Origin of the sequence: Pontivivens insulae (genome assembly GCF_900302495.1) — a bacterium.
Taxonomy (GTDB): Bacteria; Pseudomonadota; Alphaproteobacteria; order Rhodobacterales; family Rhodobacteraceae; genus Pontivivens; species Pontivivens insulae.
Genome location: NZ_OMKW01000001.1, coordinates 1081224 through 1100101, shown reverse-complemented (window position 1 = coordinate 1100101; position 18878 = coordinate 1081224). Strand labels below are relative to the sequence as shown.

19 protein-coding genes are annotated in these 18878 nt (G+C 58.5%); 12 read left to right on the top strand and 7 right to left on the bottom strand.

Annotated elements, in window-relative coordinates; all coding sequences use genetic code 11:
• Positions 1-17 precede the first annotated feature (17 nt).
• From POI8812_RS05170 to POI8812_RS05145, 6 genes are all read left to right on the top strand, one after another.
• Entirely contained in the window at positions 18-974 is a 957-nt protein-coding gene (locus POI8812_RS05170; protein ID WP_108781422.1) for an ABC transporter substrate-binding protein, read from the top strand.
• Between the two features lie 70 nt (positions 975-1044).
• Positions 1045-2073, top strand: coding sequence for a quaternary amine ABC transporter ATP-binding protein (locus POI8812_RS05165; protein WP_108781421.1), 1029 nt, complete (start codon positions 1045-1047; stop codon positions 2071-2073).
• A gap of 1 nt (position 2074) precedes the next feature.
• The gene (locus POI8812_RS05160) at positions 2075-3664 is read left to right on the top strand and encodes an ABC transporter permease (protein WP_108781420.1); all 1590 of its coding nucleotides are present in this window, start codon (positions 2075-2077) and stop codon (positions 3662-3664) included.
• 57 nt (positions 3665-3721) lie between these two features.
• A complete protein-coding gene (hisD, locus tag POI8812_RS05155) occupies positions 3722-5002 on the top strand; it encodes a histidinol dehydrogenase (RefSeq protein WP_108781419.1) in 1281 nt (426 codons plus the stop codon).
• Entirely contained in the window at positions 4999-5988 is a 990-nt protein-coding gene (locus POI8812_RS05150; RefSeq protein WP_245895251.1) for a YeiH family protein, read from the top strand. Before hisD ends, POI8812_RS05150 begins: the two co-directional genes overlap by 4 nt.
• A gap of 12 nt (positions 5989-6000) precedes the next feature.
• On the top strand, positions 6001-6354 hold the full coding sequence (locus POI8812_RS05145; protein ID WP_108781418.1) for a RidA family protein: 354 nt from the start codon (positions 6001-6003) through the stop codon (positions 6352-6354).
• 652 nt (positions 6355-7006) lie between these two features.
• On the opposite strand, the gene POI8812_RS05140 is transcribed toward POI8812_RS05145, so the two are convergent.
• Positions 7007-7567: an SRPBCC family protein gene (locus POI8812_RS05140; protein WP_108781417.1), complete on the bottom strand. Its 561-nt coding sequence runs from the start codon at positions 7565-7567 to the stop codon at positions 7007-7009.
• 56 nt (positions 7568-7623) lie between these two features.
• Positions 7624-8532, bottom strand: coding sequence for an aldo/keto reductase (locus POI8812_RS05135; protein WP_108781416.1), 909 nt, complete (start codon positions 8530-8532; stop codon positions 7624-7626).
• Positions 8533-8693: 161 nt separating this feature from the next.
• Between POI8812_RS05135 and POI8812_RS05130 the strand changes: the two genes are divergently transcribed.
• The gene (locus tag POI8812_RS05130; RefSeq protein WP_108781415.1) at positions 8694-9566 is read left to right on the top strand and encodes an AraC family transcriptional regulator; all 873 of its coding nucleotides are present in this window, start codon (positions 8694-8696) and stop codon (positions 9564-9566) included.
• 268 nt (positions 9567-9834) lie between these two features.
• Here POI8812_RS05130 and POI8812_RS05125 read toward each other — a convergent pair whose 3' ends face one another.
• The 3 genes from POI8812_RS05125 to POI8812_RS05110 all read right to left on the bottom strand — a co-directional run bounded on the left by POI8812_RS05125 (position 9835) and on the right by POI8812_RS05110 (position 13228).
• Entirely contained in the window at positions 9835-10230 is a 396-nt protein-coding gene (locus POI8812_RS05125; RefSeq protein ID WP_108781414.1) for an ACT domain-containing protein, read from the bottom strand.
• Positions 10227-10832, bottom strand: a complete 606-nt coding sequence (locus tag POI8812_RS05120) for a GNAT family N-acetyltransferase (RefSeq protein ID WP_108781413.1) — start codon at positions 10830-10832, stop codon at positions 10227-10229. The genes POI8812_RS05125 and POI8812_RS05120 overlap by 4 nt, the downstream gene beginning before the upstream one ends.
• Before the next feature lie 1205 nt (positions 10833-12037).
• The gene (locus POI8812_RS05110; RefSeq protein WP_108781411.1) at positions 12038-13228 is read right to left on the bottom strand and encodes a helix-turn-helix transcriptional regulator; all 1191 of its coding nucleotides are present in this window, start codon (positions 13226-13228) and stop codon (positions 12038-12040) included.
• Positions 13229-13523: 295 nt separating this feature from the next.
• Between POI8812_RS05110 and POI8812_RS05105 the strand changes: the two genes are divergently transcribed.
• A complete protein-coding gene (locus tag POI8812_RS05105; protein WP_162844883.1) occupies positions 13524-13823 on the top strand; it encodes a hypothetical protein in 300 nt (99 codons plus the stop codon).
• Between the two features lie 87 nt (positions 13824-13910).
• Positions 13911-14096 carry a hypothetical protein gene (locus POI8812_RS05100; RefSeq protein WP_108781409.1) on the top strand — a complete coding sequence of 62 codons (186 nt, stop codon included), beginning with the start codon at positions 13911-13913 and terminating at the stop codon, positions 14094-14096.
• Between the two features lie 260 nt (positions 14097-14356).
• Here the strand turns inward: POI8812_RS05100 and POI8812_RS17605 are convergent, their stop codons facing one another.
• Positions 14357-14506: a hypothetical protein gene (locus POI8812_RS17605; RefSeq protein ID WP_162844882.1), complete on the bottom strand. Its 150-nt coding sequence runs from the start codon at positions 14504-14506 to the stop codon at positions 14357-14359.
• A 232-nt stretch (positions 14507-14738) separates the two neighbouring features.
• Here POI8812_RS17605 and POI8812_RS05090 point away from each other — a divergent pair, with 232 nt between their 5' ends.
• The gene (locus tag POI8812_RS05090; RefSeq protein WP_108781407.1) at positions 14739-15143 is read left to right on the top strand and encodes a hypothetical protein; all 405 of its coding nucleotides are present in this window, start codon (positions 14739-14741) and stop codon (positions 15141-15143) included.
• A 740-nt stretch (positions 15144-15883) separates the two neighbouring features.
• On the opposite strand, the gene POI8812_RS05085 is transcribed toward POI8812_RS05090, so the two are convergent.
• Positions 15884-16546, bottom strand: coding sequence for a GntR family transcriptional regulator (locus tag POI8812_RS05085; RefSeq protein ID WP_108781406.1), 663 nt, complete (start codon positions 16544-16546; stop codon positions 15884-15886).
• A 151-nt stretch (positions 16547-16697) separates the two neighbouring features.
• Between POI8812_RS05085 and POI8812_RS05080 the strand changes: the two genes are divergently transcribed.
• Both POI8812_RS05080 and dctP read left to right on the top strand, forming a co-directional pair.
• A complete protein-coding gene (locus POI8812_RS05080) occupies positions 16698-17753 on the top strand; it encodes a Gfo/Idh/MocA family protein (protein ID WP_108781405.1) in 1056 nt (351 codons plus the stop codon).
• A gap of 104 nt (positions 17754-17857) precedes the next feature.
• Entirely contained in the window at positions 17858-18865 is a 1008-nt protein-coding gene (gene dctP, locus POI8812_RS05075; RefSeq protein WP_108781404.1) for a TRAP transporter substrate-binding protein DctP, read from the top strand.
• Positions 18866-18878: the final 13 nt, after the last annotated feature.

The window sequence follows — 18878 nt, the reverse complement described above, 5'->3', positions numbered from 1 at the left end:
AACAGTGGAGACCTAGAATGACCCTCAAGAAGACCCTTCTCGTAGCGGCGGCCCTGCCGATGGTGGCAGGCGGCGCCCATGCGCAGGACCTCGTGCTCGGCGTTCCAAACTGGCCGGCGGCAAATGCCACGTCCAACATCCTCAAGATCGTGATCGAGGAGAATTTCGGCCTTGAGGTCGAGCTTCAGAACGGCACCAACCCGATCATCTTTGAAGCAATGGATGCAGGCTCTATGCACCTACACCCCGAAGTTTGGCTGCCCAACCAAGCGAACCTTCACAACACCTATGTTCAGGAAGCCGGCACGGTTGTAGCCAACCAGAACCCGGTGCAGGCCGTGCAGGGTATGTGCGTTACTCAGCACACCGCTGACACCTACGGCATCACCTCCATCGACGACCTGACCGACCCAGACAAGATCGGTATCTTCGACCGTGACGGCGACGGCACCCCCGAAGTGTGGATCGGAGCGCCCGGCTGGGCCTCCACTGTGATCGAGCAGGTACGCGCGAAATCATATGGCTACGACCAGACGATGGATCTGCGCCAGTATGACGGCACCGTTGCATGGGGTGAACTGGGCACTGCGGCCAACAATGACGAGCCGTGGATCGGGTTCTGCTATGAGCCTCATTTTATCTTCGTGGCTTACGATCTCGTCTATCTCGACGAGCCAGAGCATGACCCAGATACTTGGAACATCGTTCAGCCGACCGACGATCCGAACTGGCTGGAACTCTCCGAAGCCTCCACCGCGTGGAACGGCGCGAAGCTGCACCTGCACTATGCCGCTAACATTCGCGAGAATTACCCGGAAGTTGCCGCAATGCTCGACAATTATTCCATGCCGCCGGAAGTTCTTTCCGAGGCCGGGTTCGAACTTTCGGTCAACGATGTTCCGGTCGAGCAATTCGCCGCCGATTGGGTTGCAGCAAATGAGGACATCGTCCTCGGCTGGCTGACTGGCGAGTAATCTGACGATGCGGCAGGGGTGCAGGCCAGTATTGCATCCCCGCCGCGACTGTTTTTGAGGGGACATTCCGGTGGCGGAAACCGTTGTTGAACTCGCGAACGTCTGGAAGGTCTTCGGCCCGAGGGCGCAGGAAACGATTGCGGATGCGCAGTCATCCGAACTGACGAAGGCCGAGGCGCTTTCGAAATACAGGACCGTGATCGGAGTGCGCGACGCCTCCTTCGAGGTCGCGCGGGGCGAGATCTTCTGCATCATGGGGCTCTCTGGTTCCGGCAAGTCGACGCTGGTGCGCCACGTCAACCGCCTGATCGAGCCGTCCGCGGGGAAGATCCGCGTGCTGGGCGAGGATGTGGGCGCGATGGGCAAGGTCGCGCTGCGCGAGATGCGCGCCCGCCATATCGGAATGGTGTTCCAGCACATGGCGCTGATGCCGCACCGCTCGGTCCGCGAGAATGTCGCCTACCCGCTCGAGATTCGCAAAATCCCTAAGTCGAAACGCTGGGCGATCTCGGATCACTGTCTGAGCCTCGTGGACCTTGCGGGCTATGAGGATCGTCTGCCCAAGGAGTTGTCGGGGGGGATGCAGCAGCGGGTGGGGATAGCCCGCGCGCTCGCCTCCGATCCCGAAATCCTTCTCATGGATGAGCCGTTCTCCGCGCTCGATCCGCTTATCCGCCTTCAATTGCAGGATCAGTTCAAGACACTTGTGCGCGACCTGAACAAGTCCACGCTCTTCATCACCCACGATCTCGACGAAGCAATTCGCATTGGTACGCGTATCGCTATCATGAAAGACGGCGTCATCGTTCAAATCGGAACGCCAGAGGAAATCGTGACAGCCCCCGCCGACGACTACGTACGTGAATTCGTGCAGGGGATCAGCCGCCTGAAGCTGGTGAAGGCTCATACAATAATGCAGCCGCTCAATGGCTCTGGCGTGCCGGAAGGTGCGATCCGCGTCGATGGGGAAAGTGATCTCGACACTCTGATCGACGTCTCGGTCGGCACTGACGATCCGCTTGTCGTCGAAGACGCGGGGGTGCCTGTCGGTGTCATTTCCAAGACCGTGCTGCTGCGCGGCATTCAAGGAGGGCGCTGAGATGACCACCGCCAATTTCGACGCGACCGGTTTCGCCAACAATCGATCCGCGACCCCACGCTCCGATGCCGTGCGGGATATCGAAGTAGACCGCGAAACGCTCGACGCCTCCATCGCGGAATTTGCGGGACCGCGCGCCGATTATTACGCGGACTCATTCCACACTATCCATGATACAACCGGGCCGATACCGCGCACTTTCAACCTTGCCGCCTTCCTCGCAGGTCCCTTCTGGGCATCGGCCCGGGGGGCATGGGGCCTTTTCTGGGGCTTTATCATTCTGGAAGTCATCGCGTTCGTTCAAATCGGGCGTGGTAGCTGGGGTCAGCTGGGTGCCGAGGACCTAGCAAATGCCCAACGACAGCAGGCACGTGCGCAGGAGTTTCTGCAACGTGCGGCAGATGCGGTTGCCGCAGGAGAGGACGGCACCCGGTTCGAGACATTGGGCAACAACCTGATGCGCGCGGCTGAACGGTCACGCGAAACGGCGGAAGCCGCGGCCGCAGATGCGGCGGCTATTTTGCTGACCGGGCTCGCGATGCTCTTAGTTCTGCGGCTCATTCAGGCGGTTTACGCCAATGTGGCGTATGAAAAACAGTACACCCGTTGGCGGGTTGATCCGCTCGCCGTTCCGTCCGGCTTGAAGGTGCAGAATGCGGTTCTGGGGCTGGTCCTGGGGCTCGTGATCGTGCCGCTCACAGTTTATCGCTTTACCATCGAAGGGGTGCCGGGATGGATGGCGGAATTTCCCGCCGACCCCGACACCTATTCGGTCTCCGCGCGTTGGCTGGAAGGGGTCATCGACGATGCGGCCCGGTCTGGCGCCGGAACCTTCGATGGAATCGTGCTTCTGGTCCGTCAGGTACTCGACGCTATCAGTCTTGCGCTAATCGGCACGCCCTGGCCCGTGGTCATGACGGTCATCGTAGTCATCGGCTGGCGGTCTGCCGGGCCGCGCGTCGCGATATTCACCGCCGCCGCCCTCGCCTATATCGCCTTCCTGGGATACTGGGAAATCGCGATGGAAACCGTTGCCCTCGTCGGCGCCGCCGTGGTGCTTTGCGTCATCATGGGCATTCCGCTCGGCATCTGGTTCGGCAAATCGCAGCGCGCCTACAACTTCGCCGAACCGGTGCTCGACCTGATGCAGACGTTGCCCGCCTTCGTCTACCTCATCCCGATCATCGCCTTTTTCGGCACAGGCAACCCGCCGGGCATACTTGCGACGATCATCTTTGGGATGCCCCCGGTGATCCGTCTGACTGCCCTTGGGATGCGCGGTGTGCCTGACAGTATCAAGGAGGCGGCAACCGCCTTCGGCGCGTCGCGCTGGCAACTGCTCAAGGATGTTGAGCTGCCACTCGCGCTTCCCTCGATCATGACGGGCGTGAACCAGACTATCCTGATGTGCCTGTCCATGGTCGTCATCATTTCGCTGATCGGCGGAGGCGGGCTTGGTCAGGTCATCCTTGAAGCACTGCAATTTGCAGCGAAGGGACCGGGCCTGCTGGGCGGCTTTGCGATCCTCTTTGTCGCAATGGTTATCGACCGGATCGTGCAGGGCGCGTTTCGCCGGGCCGACCAGCGCTGAGTTTCAGGCCCCGGCGGCTCACTGGCCGCCGGAGCACCGACCACCCGAAGGAGGCCCATCGTGGCGATCTATCTCAAGAAAGCCGTCTCGACCGCCGAGACGGGACAGGAAGACGTGCGCACGCGCGTGGCGGTCATGCTTGACGTTCTGCGTGGGGAGGGCGACGCTGCCGCGATCGAATACGCGCGCAAACTCGACGGCTGGAAAGGGCCGATCCTCGTCTCTCGCGATGAGATGGCAGCGGCGAGCGCGAAGGTGCCGCAAGAGCTGCGCGACGACATCGCCTTCGCCCACGACAACATCCGTCGCTTCGCCGAGGCGCAGCTTGCCACGATCAATGATACTGAGATCGAGGTGCGTCCCGGCTTCATCGCCGGGCAGAAGTCGATCCCAATGTCCGCGGCGGGGGCCTATGTGCCCGGCGGGCGCTACAGCCATGTGGCATCGGCCCTCATGACGATCACGACCGCAAAGGTCGCGGGCGTGCGTCATGTGACGGCCTGTTCTCCCACGCGCCCCGACGAAGGCATCCCGGCGGCGATCCTGCACACGATGCATCTGGCAGGAGCGGATGCGGCCCTTAACCTGGGCGGCGTACAAGGTGTGGCTGCGATGGCCTTTGGCCTCTTCGGCTTGCCGAAAGCCGATATCCTCGTCGGGCCTGGCAATCAGTATGTGGCAGAAGCCAAGCGAATGCTGTTCGGCGAGGTTGGCATCGACATGTTCGCGGGACCTACCGACAGCCTAATCCTCGCCGACAGCACAGCCGACCCAGAGATTGTGGCCTGGGACCTCGTGGGACAGGCGGAGCATGGCTACAACTCGCCGGTCTGGCTCGTCACCGACGATCGCGTCTTGGCCGAAAAGGTGCTGAAGCTTGCGCCGCGTCTGATCGAGGAACTACCCAAGCTCAACGCCGACAATGCCCGCGCCGCCTGGCGCGACTATGCGGAAGTTATCCTCTGCAAGGATCGGGACGAGATGGCGGCGGTGAGCGATCGCTACGGGCCTGAACATCTTCAGGTGCAGGCCGCGGATCTCGACTGGTGGCTGGAACGGCTCTCCTCTTACGGCTCACTCTTCCTTGGGGCCGAGACGACCGTGGCCTTCGGCGACAAGGCTGCGGGCCCGAACCACGTGCTGCCGACAAGTGGTGCCGCGCGCTACACAGGCGGCCTTTCCGTCCACAAGTTCCTCAAGACCGTGACCTGGCAACGTGCAACGGTCGCCGGAATGCGCCCCGTGGCCGAAGCGACCGCGCGCATCAGCCGGCTGGAAGGGATGGAGGGCCATGCGCGCACCGCCGACATTCGGCTCGAACGGATGAAAGCATCGTGACCGGCGCACTGTCCACCGCTGGCAGATGGTCCGGTGAGGTGTTCCCCGGTATCGCACTTGCTGTTCTCATCGCCGTTGCCGCGCATGCCCTTGCGGAGCATTACGGCGCCCCGGCGATGCTCTTTGCGCTGCTCATCGGGATGGCGTTCTTCCATCTTTCGCAGGAGGAGCGATCGGGTCCGGGTCTGGCGTTCACGTCGAAAACGGTGCTGCGGCTGGGGGTCGCGCTGCTCGGGTTGCGCCTCAGCTTCGAGGACATTGCCTCGCTGGGGTGGGCGCCGGTGGTCGGCGTTATGGCGCTTGTCGCCGGAACCGTTGCGCTCGGCGTGGGACTCGCCCGGCTGGTCGGGCGCACTACGGCGTTCGGCGCGCTTGCGGGCGGTGCCGTCGCAATATGTGGTGCATCAGCGGCACTGGCATTGGCAGCCGTTCTGCCCCGGTCGAAGGTCACTGAGCGTGACGTGCTTTTCGTCGTTGCCGCCGTGACGGCACTCTCGACCGTCGCGATGGTAGCCTACCCGCTTCTCTTCGCGTGGATGAACCATGCACCCCCGCAGGCAGGATTCCTGATCGGAGCCACCATTCACGATGTCGCGCAGGTCGTGGGCGCTGGCTATTCGATGGGGGAGATCGAGGGCGACACCGCGACTTTCGTGAAGCTGCAACGCGTCGCCCTTTTGCCAGTCGCCGTGCTAATGGCCGCGCTTATCTTTCGAGAAGGCAAGGCGGGACTTGCTCCCCCCTGGTTCCTCATCGCCTTCGTCGTGCTCGTCCTCTTCAACAACCTCGCCCCGCTGCCGCGATGGGTGCTCGACTGGGGCAAATTGCTGTCAGGATGGATGCTGCTGACCGCAATAGCGGCCCTTGGCGTGCGCACCTCGCTTCGCGAAATGGCCGAGGTGGGGCCACGCGCCGCGACCATTGTCATCGGCTGCACCTTGGCCTTGCTGGCCGCTGCCGTCGCGCTCGAACGCCTCTTGTTCTAGAAGGAGACCCCAATGGCCGAAATCATCAGACAGCACCAAACATCCCGAATGAGCCGCATCGTGATGCACGGACAAACCGTCTATCTATGCGGTCAAGTTGGAACGCGCGGCGACAGCATCACGGGGCAAACCGAGGAGATGCTGGCCAAGGTGGACTCCTTGCTGGAAGAAGCCGGCACGGACAGACATCACATCCTGCAAGCAATTGTCTGGCTGAGCGATATGGCCGACTTCGATGCGATGAATGCCGTGTGGGACGCATGGGTGCCGGAAGGCCATGCACCGGCCCGCGCTTGCGGCGAAGCGAAGCTTGCCAGTGCGGAGCTCAAGGTCGAAGTCATCGTGACGGCGGCCCTACCATCTTGACCACCTCTGCAACAAGGTTATCAGGATTACCGCTCCTTTAGCAGGATCTAGGTAGAACTCATGTTAGCGCACAAGGCGGAGTTACGACCCCACAAATTCGGTAGGCTCCGCCTCGTGCGCGTTGGGGCGATGAGCTTGGTATCGCTATTCCAACACAAGCATTTAGCCTGAAATCGGAAGCCGCGACCAATGCAAAGCCTGCATGAGTGATGCGCGCAGCTTCCAGATGGATTCCAAGACAAGAAGTTCTTTGACGCGTGTGCCCCGATGAAGCCACAGATCTCCGGTATTGGGGGTGAAGTTGTGCTGCTACGGCAAGGTCCCAAGTCAAAGTTGGCCGACCTCATTGGCCAACTGTTGTCAGTCTGCGTATCTGAGAATAGCAATTATGCAAAGCAGGGGGGTACCAACCATGCCCATGCCCTTATGTCGGCTAAGAACGGACACACTGCAGCATTGCACTGGGACCGCAACGTCCGCTATGAGCCGAGATCGATGGCCTTTTCAACGCGGCCAAACCAATGCTGCTATGCCACTAATGTCTCGAAGGAGCCCATACCTCTGTTTTTCGGTGCCGCGGCGAATGTCGGCTTCGGCGAACACTACGGCGCCAAGACCTTTCGCATCGTTTCACGCTACAGAATTCTCATTGTTAGCCTTCGATTTCGGCCTTCAGCTCGGCGTTGAATGCCTGATACATCGGCAGAAGTTGAGCCACGAAACCGGCAGCAAAAGGGTTGCCCACGATTTCGTCTGATTGGACGAAGAGGGTCTGATCGCCACAAGCCTCTACGCGATAGAGATGGTTGTCATGGCCACCGCCGATGTCTTCGGGGAAGGGGTCAGACCACCCGAGAACACGGCCCTCATCGTAGATCAGCGTATGTGGGATCTCCATCATATTGGGTGTGCCATCTTCAGTGGCGCCAAAGATGAAGGTGACCGTTACGCGTCCGCCATCTTTGATGTCCCCGGTCATCCCTTGCAGGGTGCCGGAACTCCAAGTGTCCATGACGTCGAAATCGGTCAGCGTCGCCCAGACCTCTGCCGGGGCGGCATCGATCAGCACGGATGTGTCAACTGTTGCATGGGTGGCACTGAGTTGCGTGATGCTGCCGAACATCAAGGTTGCGTCGCAAGCTGTGTCGGCCATCAGTGGCGTGGAAATGACAGCGGCGAAGGCGCTTGTGGCGAAGAACAGGGAAGGTTTCATGGTCACTCCAAGTGATTTGAGGTTGGACTATATTGAATGAGACAAGGCGGTAGAGATCATTTGCTGGGGTCGCCGGAGGCCCAGGCTACGCCGTCGCCGCGGTCCATGGTTGCCATCTGCGCCATGTCCGCCTCGTCGATAGCGAATGAGAACAGGTCTAGGTTTTGGCGCATCCGCTCTGGGTTCAGGCTCTTGGGCAAGACGGCATAACCATTCTGGACGCCCCACCGAAGCAGCAGTTGTGCTTCTGAGACGCCGTATTTCTCGGCCATACTCTGGAAGGCTGTGCCGTCCGCCTTCATCTCGTCGGTCTTGGCGCTCTCCTGACCGGGCTCCGTGCGCCACGTGGAAAGGGGGACAAGGCTGCTGTAGGCGATCGGCGCGATGTCATGGCTGGCCATATGGGCCAGCAAGTCCGGTTTCTGGGACCAGGGATGCAGCTCAATCTGGTTGGCATCGGGCATCGGCAAGCCGGCAAGGGCAATCTCGTCCAGATGGCTCTCGTTGAAATTGCTCACTCCGACGGCCCGCGCCTTGCCGCTGGCTTGCAAATCGAGAAGCGCGCGCCATTGCTCCAGTCGCAAATCGCCGCCGTAGGGCGCGTGGATCAGGTATAGGTCCACGTGGTCAATGCCCAAACGCGACAGGCTCGCATCACATTCCGCGATGGTTTGCGTGCCGGTTTTGGGCGCATCGCCCCAGGCCGGGTTGCCGGGCCACAGCTTGGCGGTGATAAACAGGTCGGCGCGCGCCAGCCCTTCGGCCTCCAGCCCTTTCCGAATCCCGGCGCCAACGGTTTCTTCGTTGCGATAGCCTGAGGCCGTGTCGATGTGCCGATACCCCGCCGCAATCGCGGAACGGATGGACCCTTCGGCGTCTTCGTTCGAGATCAAATAGGTGCCAAATCCTACGGCTGGGATGGCGGTTTCAGCGTTCAGGGTGAAAGTGGTTTGTACTTCAGACATGGGATACTCCGTTCAATTCCATCATTGATCCCGAAGCTATGGTTCTGGCGTCTATGCGTCCTGCCAGATCCTACAGCAGTTTTGCCAATTCCTCTGATTGATGGTGTTAATGCGTGATTGCGGAGCGCTGATTTGATAGGGGAAAGGGGAAGGAGCCCGCGATGTCATTAGAACGCCTAAAGCAACTATCAACTGAGCTCTTGGCCAAAGAAATTGAAGCTTCTGGCCGAGCATTGCCGTCGGCGCACATCTTTCAACGCACGGAAATCACCGTATTTGAGGCTGTCGTTTATAATCCAGTTATTTGTCTGATCCTACAGGGTCGCAAAGAAATGAGTGTGGGCAGACAGATTGTCGACCTCACTGATGGCCAGATGCTTTTGGTCAGTCATGATCTACCCGTTGTCTCCAAAATCACCCAGGCCAGCGCGGCGCGTCCTTACCGGGCGCTGATCTTCTCGTTGGACCTGAGCATTCTGCGCGGTTTGTACGAACAGGTGGGCGAGGCGGCGTCCAATGATGCTCACGCGACATCCCTGTCAGCCAGTCCCGCCGATCCTGCTTGGACCGAGCCGATGGTGCGGTATCTGGAGTTGATGAATGCGCCCATGGACGCGCAGGTTCTGGGTCCGATGATCCTGCGGGAAATCCATTACCGCCTCCTCCTCTCACCCATCGGAGGCATGTTGCGGAACCTTCTGTCGGTCGACAGTCACGCCAGCCGCATTGCCAAGTCTATCCAGCGGATCCGGGCCAACTTTCGGGAGCCTTTGATCGTTGGCGATCTGGCGCAGGTCGCCGGAATGAGCTCATCGTCGTTTCACCAGCACTTCAAATCCGTCACGGGTACGACACCGCTGCAGTACCAGAAGGACCTGCGGATGATCGAAGCGCGCAGCCTCTTGGAACGGGGCGTGCCGTCTGTGTCCTATGCTGGGTTCGAAGTGGGGTATGAGAGCCCGACGCAGTTCAGCCGCGACTATGCCCGCAAATTTGGATGTTCCCCCAAACACCATCTTGCACGCGCATCTTAGGCAAAGACCCTCGCCCGCCTAAGCTGACATAGCATTCAAAATTGAATGGCCGGTTCGTCCCGCCTTACGTCACTTCCATTGATCAAATACGCGGCACCGCACCGAATGGCGACTATAGGGAGCCGCGTTGCAGCATTCAGCCCCCTGCCCCAATGTCGGCTATGGGCGCGGCGCTGCCGTACGGTTTATTCATCCCAAAGTCCGCTGTTGACGCCCATGCTCTGTTGTTTCCCGTTCATGACGTTTCCTAGTCTTTAGGGACGCTTCTTCAAATATCCCAAGTGGTCACGGAATGACCGGCGGCACTCAGGCAATCCATTGCCAGTTCAGCCTTTCGTGCAGAGATCAAAACATGTTCACCGTCGAACGTGCAGATGACAAAGACTCCAATTCCGTTTTCGGAGAGCGGCGCGATGAGGGACGCGACGACACCAGCGGCGTCGAACGGAAAAGGTCCAACTGTTCGAATGCAGTGCCAGTCCCTTTCCATCTCGAAATGGCCTGGAATTCGATCTTGGCAGCAGACGAGTGTGAGTTCGTCATCCGAGCGAGTGACAGACTGAAATCCCGGACCATTGATCCAGTCTGGGATCGCGGCGTCGGCCGGCAGGCGAGCGACGGCGTAGAGACCGGGGACAGCCTCGATCCTGAGTGAGCGGTTCATCCCGTGCGCCCTTTCAGCGTCTTTGACATAAGAACCCAATACCCCTCCGGATCTGACCCACGAAAGGGCTGGAAAGTTCGATCAGCCAGCCTCTTGAAGCCGATGCTCTCGTAGAGGTTCCGAGCACGAGGATTGAAGCTACCCACCATTAACGTAATTTCGTCCACGGACGCCGCTCGCGCAGCCTGTTCCGCAAAGCGCAGAAGACTGCTACCGACACTCCGCCCGCGCGCTTCGGGAAACACCGCGATCGCTGCAATGTACCACGTGCCAATAGCCATGCCCTTCAGCTCATTGAGTGGTTCCAGGACGCAGGCAGATGGACCTGTCGGTGCGGTTAAGTGAGTTCTGGAGAGGGTATAGCCGTTCACCGCCCCCAGAACGTTGGCTCGTGATTGTGCCACAAGCCAATTGCTGTGATGAATCGTGTTGGCTTGGTCGCCCCGGATTATCGAACGCCAGATCTCGAAAGGTGGCTTCCCCTCAGATGCGACTGCCGTCCACAGAAACGAACTCAATCCCCTTGTCGCCATATCTGCAATTATTGCTAGGTCACCGCTGTCCCCTGGCGAGGCCGGTCGAATTTTAAGGCTGTTTGACATAGCCCCTCCTCAGTAGCACTGAAGAAGGACATTCCCTCGACGCGATTGGAGTTCGTCAGGTGGGAGCTTCATCTTCGAAGACAATGTGATTGTTCGTATGTGACGACACACACGGGATGCAAGTGGCTATCGAACAGGCTGAACCATCAAAATCCCGAAAGCCGCCATTCACTCATAGCGCAGCATCGTACACTTTGGGCTCCTTCCGGACATTCATTTCGTGTGGGCATTTTAGATGCTGTCGACGGCTAATCTGAAACTATGCGTTGGGTCGGAATTGCTCGACGATTGGGTCAGGAATGCGTGACTTTTTCAGCACTCGACTCCAAGCCAGACTCGGATCCCGAGTCGGAAATCGGTGACGCCCCACACCATTGTCGAGAGTCGAACAAACCTTCCTTTGTGGTGCTCGAACTACCATTCTCGACGTCCCTACCCTCTCCGCGCGTCTCGTTCCCGAGGTCTCAAGCAGCGCTGTCGCGGCTGCTGAAACGCACTGATCAGCCAAGCCCGGCGGCTCGTTGGGCAACTTGTATCTGACGGTCATGAGGCACCCCTCTGGTCGCTGGTTTTGAGCGAAGCCCCTTGGGGCGCTCGTCTGAGAAAACCTGCTCCCGGCGAGGGTTGGGGGTAGCAAGTGCAACACTATTCGACAGGGACTTGGTGCGGCGCGCAGCCCTTGGGCGAGGACACGGCCCTGTCTAATCGCGTTGCGCGCGCGTGGGGACGACGTCCCCTAGCTCTTCATGAAGAAGGAGGAATGCTCGCCGCAGACGGCGAGCTCAGTTCGCAGTGCGTCGGGGTTCGGAACCTGGAACCGGTGGGCGGGAAGCGGACCTTCGCTGTGGGTGCGAGAAGCGCCTCCCTGTTATTAAGCGGACGTTGGTTGACGGCGGCTAGAACGAAGCTGAGAGAATCTCACGCGCACGGCATGAATTTTCAAACACTTTGGGGCGTTTTTCTGCTCGAAGCACCGCATCATGCAGATTGCAAGCTATTGGATGTACAAACAGGCCCGTAAACGTTCAGGAAGTGGAAAACCTTCTTGATCTATGACTATGATTTGCTCGTCAGTTTCGTAGTCGGCCGATATGCCGTCGGGTACGGGATCGGTCAGTGCGCCGTATCGATCTACTAAGTAATCTGGCCGCGTTTCAAAGAGGACAGCGAAAAAATCTCTGAACTGATCAACCGCGTATGGCGGGTCAATGCTCGGAAAACATCGCACCGACGGATCGAAAGACCGACATCGCGTCGACAAGATCGCGGGTGCTGTTGACGCCGACCTTTTCATGAACGGACTGAATCTGGTTGCGGATGGTCTTTTCAGACCGGTCCATATCGGTCGCAAGTGTGGCCGCGGTCTGACCTTCCAGCAAGCCGCGACAAACTTCGGCCTCGCGCAGGGTCAACCCGAAAGCATCGCGCAACAGCCGCAAACTGACGCCGCCGCTCGGCCGCGCGCCGATGAAGACCGCAAACAAGAGTTGTCCGTCAAATAGCTTTTTGTCCACGTCAGTGGCAAAGGACAGCGCGGGTCGATAGGGACAAACACAGAAGGCCAGTGCCGTGTCCTCGATTGTGGCCTGGAACGCATGGGGGCCGCCATCGTGCAAAGCGGCTGCGATGGCGGCCTTGAACGCGGCATTGCCGCGGTCGTCCGGAAGGCGAGCCGTTCCACTGAGCGCATCGACTTGGATAACTTGCCCCCCCTCCAGAACCTGCTGACCGATGGCATTCGCCATTTGCACGCGGCCTTCTGCGGTCACGATGATCATTGGCAGGGCAATGGCGTCGATGAAGGCGGAATAGGTCTCTGCTACGCTTTTCGCCATATTGAGCGCCCGCGCGAAGGTGTTGGCGCGGATCATGTGCGGGGCAATGATCTCGATCACCTCCTCGACGCGGGTGTTGTCCTTTGGCGTGTCCACAAAGTCATTTTCAACCACCATAATCGCCGCCCGACGCCCGCCCGAGATTGAAAAATGAGCGCCGGTCCAATGGCCCGCGCCAATTGGTTCCATCGTCTGTTTATAGCCTTCGAAGTTGCGGAATTCATACTCTGTAAATATTCGGCGGGTGCTGTAAAGCGTGCCAAGTTCCAGCGGCTGGCGGCGGAACAGCGTATCGTTCAGATCGTCAGGCTGGCTCACTTCACCGGCCTCGACGTCTTCCATCAATTCGGAGATCTTCTTGCCATGTTCCCCTCCCGGTAAAGTGGGCACATGGCTGGACACCCAGCGCGCGTCCTCAAACGTGACCACGGCCGCAACATGTCCCGGGCACAGAGCGAACAACCGTGCAACAAGGCTGGACCATTGATTCTTTTCCAGACTGGAATCGTAAACTAACCCGATCAGTTCACTTGCCTCAGACACACACAGTGACTGCGCCATACCATTCACTCCTCACACTCTATTGGGACGCTAACGGTGGGTTCACCACAGGTCAATTTGTTGGCGGTTTTGGGTAAAATTACCCTACCGCCGCACCGGACGTACCACCACAAATCTTCTGGAGTGGACATTGAGCAGCGAGGTCATGCTGGACCAAACAGAAGACAACTTGGCATTTGACGTCGGCCAAGACGGCGTATTCTAGGATCTCACTGTTATCGGTGCCGGGATCGCGGTACTGAATGCGCTGTATGCGGCGACCGATTGTCTGCCCGCGGGGGCGCGGGTGCTGTTGGTGGATCAGAAGGATGCACCAGGAGGGATGCGGAACACGGCCTATGATAGTGGCCGGCTGCATAAGCCGCACCCGATGTTCACCGTGGGCGACATCGAATGGAAGTGGCGCCAGTCGCGCCAGTACTTGGCCGCGCGGGATGAGGTGCAGAGCAACCTGTGCCAAGCGCTGGCGCGTGCGGGCCGCAAGATGGACGTGACGCTACGCTTTGCGACCACGGCATCGGGCTGCGTCGATGTGGACACGCCACAAGGCCCCATGGCCCGCATCGAGCTGCACCCGAAAGAGAATCCGGCATAGCGAGTAGCGATTCATGCCTCGCGTGCAATCCATGCGCCGGCTCTGAACTACCGCTTAGCAACGCCTTTGCCGTTGAGCAGCGCCGCGTTGCACCCGATCATCCCTCAAGACCTGCGTGCAACCTTGCAAGCGCATCCCGGCGCGGCAGTGATCGTGGTCGGTGGCGGCAAAATCGGGATGGACACGGTGATGGCCACGCTGAGAGACGCCGCCAATCGCCACGTGTCTCTGTTCAAAGGGCGTGGCGTCAACTTTATCAATCGCGACAAATAACTGCCCAACGGCCTGAAGCACTGGACCGCGGGTCAACTGACCTCCCGCCTATTCCGCGACAGTGCGCTGACCTCCGATGGCAACAACGATGACGGACTGATCGCGCAGCTGCGCCAGAACTATGCGACTGACCTGACGTCTGATAGCGGGGCGCTTCTCTATGGGTTGCAGTCGGTCGATGAATGCAGGCGCATCAAGGCCAGGCTCGCCGCGACCTACAGCGACTATCTGACCGAAATCACCGACACTCCGGACAGGCCTCAGGCCCATTTGCGCAGCGGCAGGTCGGTCCCAGTCGCACCTGGCACGATCGTCGTGAATTGCAGCGGCAGCTTGTTCAGTGACGACCCGCTTTCGGAATTCGCACCGCTGGTATCCCCTGCCACGCCGCAGGGCCGGGTGTTTCGCATGAAATCCACCGCCGCCGCAGATTTGGCCCATTGTTGGCGCGTGCTGGACCGCGCGGCAAAGCGGTTCGATGGGCGGGCAGCGCCATTCAACTAAGGCCGGACCAGCCGGCCTTTAGGTAAAATTGCTCATGCCCTGGGTCTGTTGCCCATCCATTCTTTGCCTATTCGCAGCGTTTGCGGGGGGATGGGAACAGTTCGTGCCACCGCACATTTGTCAAAGAGGAAAACTAACATGACCAAAGCGGGTCCTTCTGGCGCCTTTTCCGGGCCAGCAGTCGCCATTCCGGGTCGGGATCAACCTCGCGAACGCGTCGACTTGGCAAAGGCCACCCAATCCGGTTTGCATCCGCGCTTGCGCGCTTGGTCAATGGTGACCCGCATTTCGACATGGCAGGTCAGCGACCCGGGACGTTTGCGGGGCCAGCTGGAACAGAAGCGCGATGCCATTGCCGCGCTGCCGGGCGTGGTGTCGTGTCATGTCGCATGGACCCCGGATGGCAATGGGATTACCTTTGCCGTGTTCTCCTCAGAGTCGGCGGCAGCCGCTTTTGACGCCTTGCCGATCTTTGCCGACACCGATGGCCTGATCTCACCACTGAGCACAGCAGTCTATCCAAACGTTGTGGCCCTGAAATGATCTTTGCATATTGGATGTCCAATTGGGCTATGCAGTTGCTGCTTTGGCTGACGGTGGGTGTTGTCACGATCGTTGTGGTGTTGGCCGTTTGGCTGATCCTGACGGCTTTTGGAATGAAACACCGACAGTCGCAAAGAAAGACATCAAATTGGAGACGGAACTAAATCGTTGCGCACAAAAATCGAGAAAGGCTTTGTGCCCACTGCAGTTGCAAATCTCTCACCTTAGGCGGCTTATCGAAAGCCGCCGTATTTAAGAATTCTCTCATCTTATAAGCATTTATCTAGCTGCGTACGGTAAAAAAACAGGCGAATGCTGGCTGCTTTAGAAATATATCCGTTCAGGTTTTATGTTCGATTGTTCTCAATACCCTGAGCATCACCGCAGTCGCATCGAAGCGCTAATATTGACTTCTACTGCTCTCGCTATTGCCGCGAAGCGAAAAATTCAGGCTTTGGGCAAAAGAATCCAGTTGGCCCATTTGTCCGCGATTTATGAGTTCAACGCGGACCAGAATTTGCAGGAGCGGCGAATGTCTCCTCTGACGGGCCGCGTTGCAACATCTTGGCCGTTGAGTGAACGTCTGCTTCGGGCCGTCGTTCGCCTAGCAAAGTGGCTTTTTCCGGGAATGGCCAAAGCTGACACAAGAACAGTGTCTCGTCAGTGGCTCTGAGGATTGCCCGAGTCGAAAGATTTGCACATTAGTTCGCTAGGTCCCCTATCTAGCGAGACTCTATTCTTCAGAGCGTTTCCATCGCCGCCAATGTATGTTCCAGCCCCAGCCGTATATGCGCCTCGAGGACACCTTTAGCGGTCTTGGCATCGCGCGCCAAAGCCGCTTCAAACATATCCTTATGTTCTTTCACAGCCTCTTCTCCACGATACGTAAGCACTAGCATCTGATAGCGAAGATACTTGTCAAATATCGTGCCATGCAAAGCTAAAAGGTTCTGCGAATTGCAGGCCTGAATAAGCGCCTGGTGGAACTCCCAGTCGTAGCGTTTCCAAAGTTCTTTCTGCGACGTTTCACCATTTAGCATCTTTTGCTCAATCAAGTGCAGCTTGTGATGGGCTGCAACAAGGTTGCCTTCCCAGTCTGCATCGCCCGACGCGATCGATGTCTCAAGTGCTGAGCATTCAAGCAAGATACGCAATTCTGCGATTTCTGTAAGATCTTCGGCGGACACAGGGCGCACGAAGAACCCACGTTGTTCCGCGGCTTGTACAAAGCCCTCACTGGCCAAACGACTAAGTGTTTCGCGCAACGTCGTAACGCTGGCTGCGTAACGTTCCCGCAGGCCGTCAAGCTTCAGCTTTGCACCCGGCTCTAACTCACCAAAGATGATGTCATGCTTGATGCGTTCGTAAGTGCTTGATCCAACGGTCGGGGTGGACTGTGACATGTAGGGCCTTCTAGCGCTTTTGCCTGCTAATAGCATGATCATCAGATATTTCTCAACTGAGGATAAAATAGGCCGTTATTTAAAACATCATATATTATTGCGAATCTCGTGAACTCTGATAGCGTGCTCGCATCAGGGAGAGACGCGACAAATGTCGAAGCCAATCAGACTTGCAGTTGTTGGGGCGGGCCTTGTGGGTCAGCGGCACATCATGGCAATGACCCAAGTCGACGGGGTCGTGTTGACCGCAGTGGTTGAGCCCGGGCCAACGGACCAGACTGTACCGGTTTATGAAACCCTGGAAGCAATGTTCGCGGCAGAGACGGTGGATGGCGTGATTTTGTCCACACCGACATTGTTGCATGTCGAGGGTGGGTTGGCCTGCGTAAGGCGTCGTGTGCCCGTTCTCGTTGAAAAACCATTGGCGGCGTCAGCAGACGCGGCCGAAGCGCTTGTCCAATCCGCGAAGGCCAACAGTGTTCCAATTCTTGTTGGCCACCATCGACGCCACAATCCAATCATCCAAAAAACGGCTGAGCTGATCAAACAGGGGGCGATCGGTCATGTCAGGGCTGCACAGGTAACCTGCTGGTTTTACAAACCAGATGATTATTTCGACGTGGCACCATGGCGCAAAAAGGCTGGTGCCGGACCAATTTCAGTGAACCTTGTGCATGACGTTGATCTTATGCGCCACTTCTTGGGCGAGGTTGTCACCGTGCAGGCGCAGATGGCTCCGTCTATGCGCGGTTTTGAGAATGAAGACCTCGCCGCCGCCGTACTGCGGTTCGAAAGTGGTGCGGTATGCACGATCACTGTTTCGGATAGCATAGTATCGCCCTGGAGCTGGGAACTGACCTCGCGCGAGTACCCGATCTACCCGGCCACCAATGAGTCTTGCTATCTGATCGGAGGATCCGAGGGGGCGCTCAGCATCCCTGACATGCGGCTCTGGCAGCATGAAGGGGACACCAGCTGGTGGAATCCCATCAAGGCGACCGCGATGCCGGTAAGCCAGTCGGATCCGCTGATCAATCAAATCGCCCATTTCGCAGATGTCATTCGCGGAGCGGCCAGCCCGCTGGTGACCGGAGAGGAAGGTCTTAAAACCTTACGGGTCGTTGAGGCGATCCAGACGGCAGCAAAAACACAAAGACTGATCACGATCGGCGCTGCCGCTGGCAACTGCTCGACGGCTGCTGAATGAAATATCCGATATTTTGCAAAATGTATTGCGAATAGAGGAAAGACAGGCATTGAATATGCCGCACACACTGCCTGTCAGGGCAGAAAACGTCTGGGAGGACTGAAATGACACTCAAACTAACTCGCCGCATTGCGATGGCCGCTGTGATCGCTGCTACCACATTGTCTGGTGCGGCATCTTTCGCGGATGGCCACGCCGTCCAGCTGCGGATGTCCACATCCGGCTCTGAGACGGATGCCCGTTCCGTGGCGCTCGCCGAGGTTTTCGGCCCTGCCGTTGCTGAGTTCGCGTCCTACGAGCCATCCTACAACGCAACGCTTTTCGACCAGGGCACAGAGCTTGACGCCATCAGCCGTGGCAACCTTGAAATGTCGATCACTTCGGCGCAGGAACTCGCTCAGTTTTTCCCCGAGTTCTCGATCTTTGCCACCGGCTATGTTCATCAGGATGCGGCGCATCAGGTTCGCGTCTTTAACGATCCGCTGATGGAACCCTTCAAGCAGACTGTTGAAGACGAGCTCGGTGTGCGCCTTCTGTCCGTCATGTATCTGGGTCGTCGCCACGTGAACCTGCGTCAGACCCGCGAAGAGCTGGATGTGCAGACACCTGCTGACCTCGCTGGTGTGAACCTGCGCATGCCAGGCACCGATGCCTGGCAGTTCCTCGGCGCAGCGTTGGGAGCATCACCGACACCAATGGCCTTCACCGAGGTTTACACTGGGCTGTCCACTGGCGCGATCGATGGTCAGGACAACCCACTGCCTACCGTCGTCGACCGCAAATTCTATGAAGTAACCAACCAGATCGCACTGACATCCCACCTGGTTGACCTGAACTACATCGCAATCTCCGCGGAAACCTTCGATTCCCTCTCACCCGAGCAGCAGTTGATCGTTCAGCGCGCCGCCGATGCTGCAGCCTCAGTTGGTCGCCTGCGTCAGCTTGAGATGGAAAACAACCTAGCCGCTTTCCTCGAAGAGAACGGCGTGGAAGTCTACACACCTGACACGGCCGCATTCCGCGAGCATGTTCAGGCGCAATATGTCGGGTCCGAGTTTGCTGCAAGCTGGCCAGAAGGTGTCCTCGACGCCATCAACGCACTGGGCAACTAAGAGCCAAAGAGGA